This window comes from Kitasatospora sp. NPDC004669 (genome assembly GCF_040609455.1).
In the GTDB taxonomy this organism is placed as follows: domain Bacteria; phylum Actinomycetota; class Actinomycetes; order Streptomycetales; family Streptomycetaceae; genus Kitasatospora.
In genome coordinates this window covers 1-6690 of record NZ_JBEXKB010000158.1, presented here as the reverse complement: position 1 = coordinate 6690, position 6690 = coordinate 1, and the positions used below count along the sequence as shown (strand labels likewise).

The following is a 6690-nucleotide window of genomic DNA, read 5'->3' as shown; positions in this document are numbered from 1 at the left end:
CTGCTCGTCCGATAAGTCGCTCGGATACGCCCGTCTGTCCATGCGCCGCAGAACATCACCCGAACCACGACTGGCACGCCAGTACGGCCGACGTTCACACGAACGAGCGATCACGAGCCGAGAGAAAAGGGACTTAACGTCCACTGAGTCCGGCAGGCTGTGGAACCGGACCCAGCGCTCAGCGTGCTTAGCGCGGAGTTCGTGCGCGCTGGCCGGCTCCGCCTGCCAGCTCTCCTTCCCAGCGCGCCAGTAGGTCGCTGAACAACTCGCGATCCTCGCTCATTCGTCGGTCTTCACGTCGCTGGCCGTGCAGGACATGCGGTTGTGCATGGGTGCCCGATCGAGTACTTCGATGAACATGATTCGGCCGTTCAGGACGTCCAGGTTCAGCATGCCTTCCGCAGGTGTGAGCGGCACGCACCGATGGCCTGGGCCGTAGGGCTTTCCTTGCGGGTGATCAGCTGTTCGGATGCTCTGGCAGAAGTCATCAGTGCAGCCGCATGTGCCGATCAGGCGGACATCCCACGCGCTGATGGCCAGCCAACGTTCTCCTTCCGCCTCCAGGAGAGCGGTCAGCTCGGTAACGAGGTCGGGGAAGACGTCGCGAACGAGGGGTTGGTCCTGCTCCATAGCGGGAGGGTGGCACGGCCTGACCTCGTCTGACAATCGGTTTGGTCGGCCTTCGAGCCCTGGCGCACTTGCAGTTGACCAAAGATGACAGGGTAGTTGGCAAAGGCGGACGAGGGCGGTGATTCCGGGCATAGTTCCCTTGATCTGCCGAACCAGGGCGCACGGGTCGTCGCCGAGATCATCGAACGCACCGAGGGCCTGACCCGCGCCGAGATCTTGGCCAAGTAGCTCGTCACTCTTGGCCAGACACCGTGTCACTTGGCCAACTACCGAGTCCCGGCACATCGACGCCGCCGGCCTGTGCCGAGACACGCTGGTTGTCACCGGGGGAGGGCGTGGCCTGCGTGTTCGGTCGAGGTGGGACAGGCTTGTTGGCACCGATTGGCCATCCCTGTTGTCACCTGCGGTGCATAGTCGCTCTTGTTGTCACCGCCCGGCTCCGTCCGGCCGCTTCGCTGACCGGAGGTTCGGGTGGCAGGCGTGGGGAGGTTCGCATGGCGTGCGTCGGGGCCTTCGACCACTGCGTGGAGGCCGGCTCCCGAGCTGACGGCCTGTCTTTGGGAGGCGGCGCAGGCGTCGTGGCGCGGGCGGGTGCTCGGGCAGTGGTGCGATGGGAGTGCAACCCGCGAAGCGAGACCAACTCGCTCGATCGGGCCGAGGTTCACCACGGTTTAGGAGGCGAGCGCGCGTGAGGGGGTGGTCAGCGTGGCCGCAGCCCGTCGAAGAGCACCGCGAAGATCCGTTCCCGGGCGGCCGCGTCGTCCTCGAGGTGCTCCATCGTCGTGGTCGCACCGATCAGCAGGGCGACGAGCTCCGGCGGGCCCAGCTCCGGGCGGACCGCCCCGGCGCGCTGCGCTCCGGCCAGGAGTTCGGTGAGCTGTGCCCGGATCGCCGCGCTGGCGTCTCGCAGGGTCGCGTGCGCGTCGACGCCGGCGGCGGCGAGTGCCTGGGCGAACTCGTTCTTGCCCGCGGACTGCTCGACCACCAGGCGGAAACAGTCGAAGAACGCCTCGGCGGGCGCGGACTCGGCGGGCAACTGCGCGGCCTGGGTGGCGATCGTCTCGAGCTTGCGCACCATCACGGCTTCGAGCAGTGCCTCCTTGGTCGGGAAGTGCCGGAACAGCGTGCCGACCCCGACCCCGGCGGCCCGGGCGATCTCCTCGGTCGGCACGCCGACGCCGCGGGTGGCGAACACCTGCGTGGCGGTGTCCAGCAGCCTGGCCCGGTTGCGGGCCGCGTCCGCCCGCAGCGGGCGTTCCTGGGTGCCGCTCATCGTTCCCACCCTTTTCTGTCGGTGGCGAAGCCACACTGGACAAACGGAGTAGCTAGTCCGTATCGTCGAAAGCGGATTCGCTAGTCCGATTCTAGCGACGGATCCCGCTGGGGGTTGATCATGTCCGAAACGCTGTCACCTCGTGAGGTCTTCACGAAACTGCTCGACGGTATCGGTGGGGGGCGGTTCGCGGAGCTCGCGGATCTCTACGCCGAGGACGCCGTGGTGGAGATCGTGTTCGCGCCGGTCGGACCGCGCCGGCTCGAGGGGCGGTCCGTGGTCAGGGAGCGGTTCATGGAACTCGCCACGAGCCTCCCCGTGGAGCTGACCCCGGTGAACGTGGTGATCCGGGAGACCGACGACCCGGAGGTGATCGTCAACGAGTGGAACTACCAGGTGCGTCACCGGGCGACCGGGCGGACCTACACGGCGGCCAACATCCAGGTGCTGCGTGTCCGCGACGGCCTGATCGTCAGCAGTCGGGACTACCACGACCATCTGGCCCTTGCCGTAGCCGGAGGCAACCTGCCGCAGCTGGTGGAGGCACTGGACGGCAACTGACGCAGGTCGTCAGCGGCCGCACTGGCGCAGGCGTCGCCGGATCTGTCCCGGCTCATTAGATCTTGCAGAGGCGGGGCCGTTGACCTGCAGGGTGACAGGTTGAACCGCGACTTACTGGTGGAGTGACAAGGCGTCGCGGAAGACCTGAAGGTGGTGCTGGTGGCGTGTCTCATGGATCACGGCGGGGGTGATGCTGCTTGAGCAGGGCTTTGTCAGGATGGCGAGACGCTTGACGCCCGGTTTCGCACTGAAGATGGCAGTTTCCTGATCAGAGGCCGCAGCAGTGGACGTGCTCAGGAAGGATGTCACCACCCACCCCACCCGAGACCGGGCAGCACAGCAGGCCCGGAACGTGGCAGCCGACCTCGGCTCCCACGCGGAGTCCCTCCGCTTCCTGCTACGCGACCGGGACGGCGAGTACGGCCAGTCCTTCGACGCCGTCTTCGGGGCCGAGGAGATGGAGGTCCTCAAGAGTGCGCCGCGAACTCCCCGGATGAACGCCCACTGCGAGCGGGTGATCGGGAGCATCCGGCGTGAGGCCCTCGACCATGTCCTCATCATGAACGAGGCCAGCGCCCGGCAGGTCCTGGCCGCCTACCGGCAGCACGACAACGCACACCGCCCCCACCGGGCACGAAACCAGCTACCGCCCGGCGCCCACGAGCAGCCCACCCCACACGACCTCGAAGGCCGTAAACTCCTGCGCATCCGCGTCCTCGGCGGCGTCATCAACGAGTACCGATACGCATCTTGACCAGCAGCTATGATTTTCCGAGCCCCGCAGGCCGCCGCGCCCGCGGCCTCGATGTCGAGCTCAACGACCTCGCCTGGATGGACATCGAGCTGTAGAACCGATGGCCGGCTCTCGGGCCGTCCCTGGAGATCGTTGACCATCGTCGGAATTGGACCTCACTCGGAGGGCAGGGCGAGCGCCAGCTTGCCTGTCACGCGGCCCTCAAGGAGGTGTCGGACGGCTGCGGCGGTCTCGGCGAGTGGGTAGGCGCGGTCCACGACAGGGCTGAGTGTGCCCGCGTCGATGAGAGCGGTCAGGTCGCGGAGCCCGTCGGCGTGCTCGGAGGCGATGAAGGTGCCCAGGTGCTGGCTGGTGAACGGGGACAGCATCTGGGCGCGGAGCTGCCGGTCGGTGCCGCCGAGCCAGGGGCCGTTCGTCTCGCCGCCGGTGATGACCAGCCTGCCGTGGGGCGTGAGGGCGCGGCGCAGGTCCCGCAGAGCGCGGTTGCCCGCGATGTCGATGATGGTGTCGTAGCGTTGCGGGCCGGCGAGGACGTCCTCGCGGGTGTAGTCGATCACGTGGTCGGCGCCGAGCGTCCGTACGGTGTCGAGCTTGGGGGTGCTCGCGAGGGCCGTGACGTGGGCGCCGAGGCCGTGGGCGAGTTGGACGGCGAAGGTGCCCACGCCGCCGGCGGCTCCCGTGATCAGGACCTGCTGGCCCTGCTGGACCTTGCCTTTGTCGCGTACTGCCTGGAGTGCGGTGAGCGCGCTGACGGGTACCGTCGCCGCTTCCTCGAAGGTGAGTGCGGCCGGCTTGGGGGCGATCCTGTCGGGACGAGTGGCGGCATATTCGGCGAACGCGGCGACTGCCGTGCCGTAGACCTCGTCGCCGGGGGCGAACCCGGTCACGTCGGGGCCGACCGCCTCGACGACACCGGCGATGTTGCGGCCGGGATTGGGGAGCTTCGGCCCGCGCAGGCCGCTCACGGGCCGGACCGCGTACGGCAGACCGGCCATCATGTGCCAGGTGCCCCGGTCCACGCTGGAGGCGCGCACCCGGACCAGGACCTCGCCGGGTCCGATGCCGGGCCGGGGGAGCCGCGCCGTGCGCAGCACGGTTTCCGGTCGGGCGCCGTAGCGCTCCTGCACGACGGCCACCATCGTCCTGGTTTCGCTGCTGGTCACGATCGGCTCACCCATGTCCCGCATAGTCGCTGCTCCCGGTGCCCTCTCCCGCATACTTACGCCGTAAGTACAGCACTTACGGCGTAAGCTCGTCAACGCCGGCAGACCACCAGAGGAAGTGACCACCCACCGTGACCCGACGTGCCACCCCGCAGCCGACCCGCGAGACCCTCACCCGTCAGCGCGTGCTACGGGCCGCCATCGAACTGGCCGACGCCGGCGGCCTGGAGACGCTCAGCATGCGCAAGCTCGGCGAGGCCGTCGGAGTCGAGGCAATGTCCCTCTACAACCACGTGGCCAACAAGGAGGACCTGCTCGACGGCATGGTCGACCTGGTCTTCGGCGAGGTCGACCTGCCCGTGCCCGGTGACGACTGGCGACAGGCGATGCGGCAGCGGGCGATCTCCATGCGCCTCGCGCTCTCCCGCCACCGCTGGGCCATCGGACTGATGGAGTCACGGTCCACTCCAGGCCCGGCCACCCTGCGTCACCACGACGCCGTTCTCGGCTGCCTGCGTCAAGGCGGGCTCTCCCTCACCCTGACCGCCCACGCCGTCTCGGTTCTCGACAGCTACATCTACGGGTTCGCCCTGCAGGAAAAGACCCTGCCCTTCGACTCCCCGGAGGAGCCCGCCGAACTGGCGGATTCCATCATGAGCGGTTTCGGTCCCGGCGAATACCCGTACCTGACCGAGATCGCGACCGCCCACGTCATGCGCCCCGGATACGCCTACGGCGACGAGTTCACCTTCGGACTCGACCTCATCCTCGACGGCCTCCAGCAAACAGCGGGCTGACGAGCCACCGGCGTGCCCGCCGCACCCGGTGCGCCGTCTTGCCGGACTGGTAAAAGCGGATGAGCCCAGGGAGCCGACGCACCATGAGCACTCCACCGGAGCCAATACACGGGCAACCCGATCCGAGCCTGAGCGCGACCCTGTGGCGGCCAAATGCCACGCTCAAATCGCCGACTCAAGTGCTCAGTCATACCAGCCTGTGGCTGCGCGCTTCAGTTGGCCAGTTGAGCGCTTCCGCTTTCAGTCAATCCGTCTCGTGCCGGTGAGGGCGACACCGACGCAGGCCAGCATGTTGGTGGCCGTGGCATTGAGGAAGAGCGTGAATGCCCATGCGGCGGGTGTAGACCGGGCCCGCACGCCGACGTTGGGTGACAGACTGTCAGGATGATGGATCACTCCGGCCGCCCGGTACGGCGCCAGCTTGCCCAGCCGTTCTCCCACACCGATGCCGCGGGCCCGGCGGAATCGCCGTCCGGCCGGCCCTCTCCAGCGGGGTCGAGGGCTGACAGCGATGCGGACGGGGGGGAGCAGGACCGGCAGGGCCACGGCGGGGGGCTGCGCTGTTGTGCTGGCCGCGGTGCTGGGGTTGACCGCGTGCGCGGCGCCGGCGGGCGGCCACGACGGTCCCGTGGCGGACAAGGGAAGCAGCACGCCGTCACCGATGGCGGCACCGGCGACGAGCCAGCAGATACCGTCCGGACCGGAGGAGGAGACCTATAGCATCCCGTCCACGTGGACGGATCCGGTGTGCTGGGCGGCGCTGCCGCGCGGCTCCAGGACCGCCGCCGGTACCGGTTACCAGACCGGTTTCCCGGACACCACGGAGGGGGCGGTGGCGGTGCTGGTGGCCGGGAGCGCGACGAATCTGCAGCCCGGCACCAGCCTGGCGGACCAGCAGGCGGCCATCTACCACACCTATCTGTCCAGCGCCGACCAGATCCCGGGCGGCGAGGCGAAGGTCAGGGCGAAGGCGCAGCAGACCGAGGCCGAGAACCGCAGCGACCTCGGGCTGCCGGCGGCCGGTCCCCTGCCCAGAGGGGCCTTCGTCCGCGGCAACGTGGTCGGGTTCAAGGTGATCCAACAATCCCGGGGCGAGGAGACGGTCTATCGGCTGACCAAGGTCAGCCGAAAGGCAGGCGATACCTCCCCAGTCACGGAGGCATACGTGATCTCCGTGCTGGGCGCCGCGTGGCAGGACACCGACTGGAAGATGAGCGTGAAGGCGACCACCGACGCAGTGGCCCGGACCCGCGGACAGCAGCCGTCCACCCTCGCTGCGCCGGGCGACGCCAAGTTCAACGACGCCGGGTGGACCGCGCTTCGGCAGGCGGCCTGAGAGAGTGTAGGGCGTCAGGGGGAAGGTGGCGACAGCCACCGGCCAGGCCCGGACGCCGACCAACTTGTCGACGGTGCCGCGCCCCGAGTTCGACAGTCGGCGGGCACACGATCATGACGGATTGTGGTTGTGACCTGCGGGAACGGGCGTGAGGTGCCGGCGGGGGCGTGTGTCCA

The 6690-nt window shown here is 68.6% G+C and carries 8 protein-coding genes; 5 read left to right on the top strand and 3 right to left on the bottom strand.

The features are described from left to right. Nucleotides 1–279: 279 nt before the first annotated feature. Nucleotides 280–630 carry a hypothetical protein gene (locus ABZW30_RS46135; RefSeq protein WP_355677339.1) on the bottom strand — a complete coding sequence of 117 codons (351 nt, stop codon included), beginning with the start codon at nt 628–630 and terminating at the stop codon, nt 280–282. A gap of 96 nt (nt 631–726) precedes the next feature. Between ABZW30_RS46135 and ABZW30_RS46130 the strand changes: the two genes are divergently transcribed. Continuing rightward, the gene (locus ABZW30_RS46130; RefSeq protein ID WP_355677338.1) at nt 727–858 is read left to right on the top strand and encodes a hypothetical protein; all 132 of its coding nucleotides are present in this window, start codon (nt 727–729) and stop codon (nt 856–858) included. Nucleotides 859–1330: 472 nt separating this feature from the next. On the opposite strand, the gene ABZW30_RS46125 is transcribed toward ABZW30_RS46130, so the two are convergent. Then, nucleotides 1331–1903: a helix-turn-helix domain-containing protein gene (locus ABZW30_RS46125; protein WP_355677337.1), complete on the bottom strand. Its 573-nt coding sequence runs from the start codon at nt 1901–1903 to the stop codon at nt 1331–1333. 120 nt (nt 1904–2023) lie between these two features. On the opposite strand from ABZW30_RS46125, the gene ABZW30_RS46120 reads away from it, so the two are divergent. Next, on the top strand, nt 2024–2464 hold the full coding sequence (locus ABZW30_RS46120; RefSeq protein ID WP_355677336.1) for a nuclear transport factor 2 family protein: 441 nt from the start codon (nt 2024–2026) through the stop codon (nt 2462–2464). Nucleotides 2465–2753: 289 nt separating this feature from the next. Then, nucleotides 2754–3218, top strand: a complete 465-nt coding sequence (locus ABZW30_RS46115) for an integrase core domain-containing protein (protein ID WP_355677335.1) — start codon at nt 2754–2756, stop codon at nt 3216–3218. Nucleotides 3219–3373: 155 nt separating this feature from the next. Here the strand turns inward: ABZW30_RS46115 and ABZW30_RS46110 are convergent, their stop codons facing one another. Then, the gene (locus ABZW30_RS46110; RefSeq protein ID WP_355677334.1) at nt 3374–4396 is read right to left on the bottom strand and encodes an NAD(P)-dependent alcohol dehydrogenase; all 1023 of its coding nucleotides are present in this window, start codon (nt 4394–4396) and stop codon (nt 3374–3376) included. A 116-nt stretch (nt 4397–4512) separates the two neighbouring features. On the opposite strand from ABZW30_RS46110, the gene ABZW30_RS46105 reads away from it, so the two are divergent. Together ABZW30_RS46105 and ABZW30_RS46100 are read left to right on the top strand one after the other, a co-directional pair. Beyond that, the gene (locus tag ABZW30_RS46105) at nt 4513–5178 is read left to right on the top strand and encodes a TetR/AcrR family transcriptional regulator (protein ID WP_355677333.1); all 666 of its coding nucleotides are present in this window, start codon (nt 4513–4515) and stop codon (nt 5176–5178) included. Between the two features lie 565 nt (nt 5179–5743). Continuing rightward, nucleotides 5744–6514: a hypothetical protein gene (locus ABZW30_RS46100; protein WP_355677332.1), complete on the top strand. Its 771-nt coding sequence runs from the start codon at nt 5744–5746 to the stop codon at nt 6512–6514. The last annotated feature ends 176 nt before the right edge of the window (nt 6515–6690 follow it).

Bases quoted from the DNA above. Each gene is read 5' to 3' on its own strand.
- ABZW30_RS46135 (WP_355677339.1), bottom strand. From the start codon at position 630: ATGGAGCAGGACCAACCCCTCGTTCGCGACGTCTTCCCCGACCTCGTT.
- ABZW30_RS46125 (WP_355677337.1), bottom strand. From the start codon at position 1,903: ATGAGCGGCACCCAGGAACGCCCGCTGCGGGCGGACGCGGCCCGCAAC.
- ABZW30_RS46120 (WP_355677336.1), top strand. From the start codon at position 2,024: ATGTCCGAAACGCTGTCACCTCGTGAGGTCTTCACGAAACTGCTCGAC.
- ABZW30_RS46110 (WP_355677334.1), bottom strand. From the start codon at position 4,396: ATGGGTGAGCCGATCGTGACCAGCAGCGAAACCAGGACGATGGTGGCC.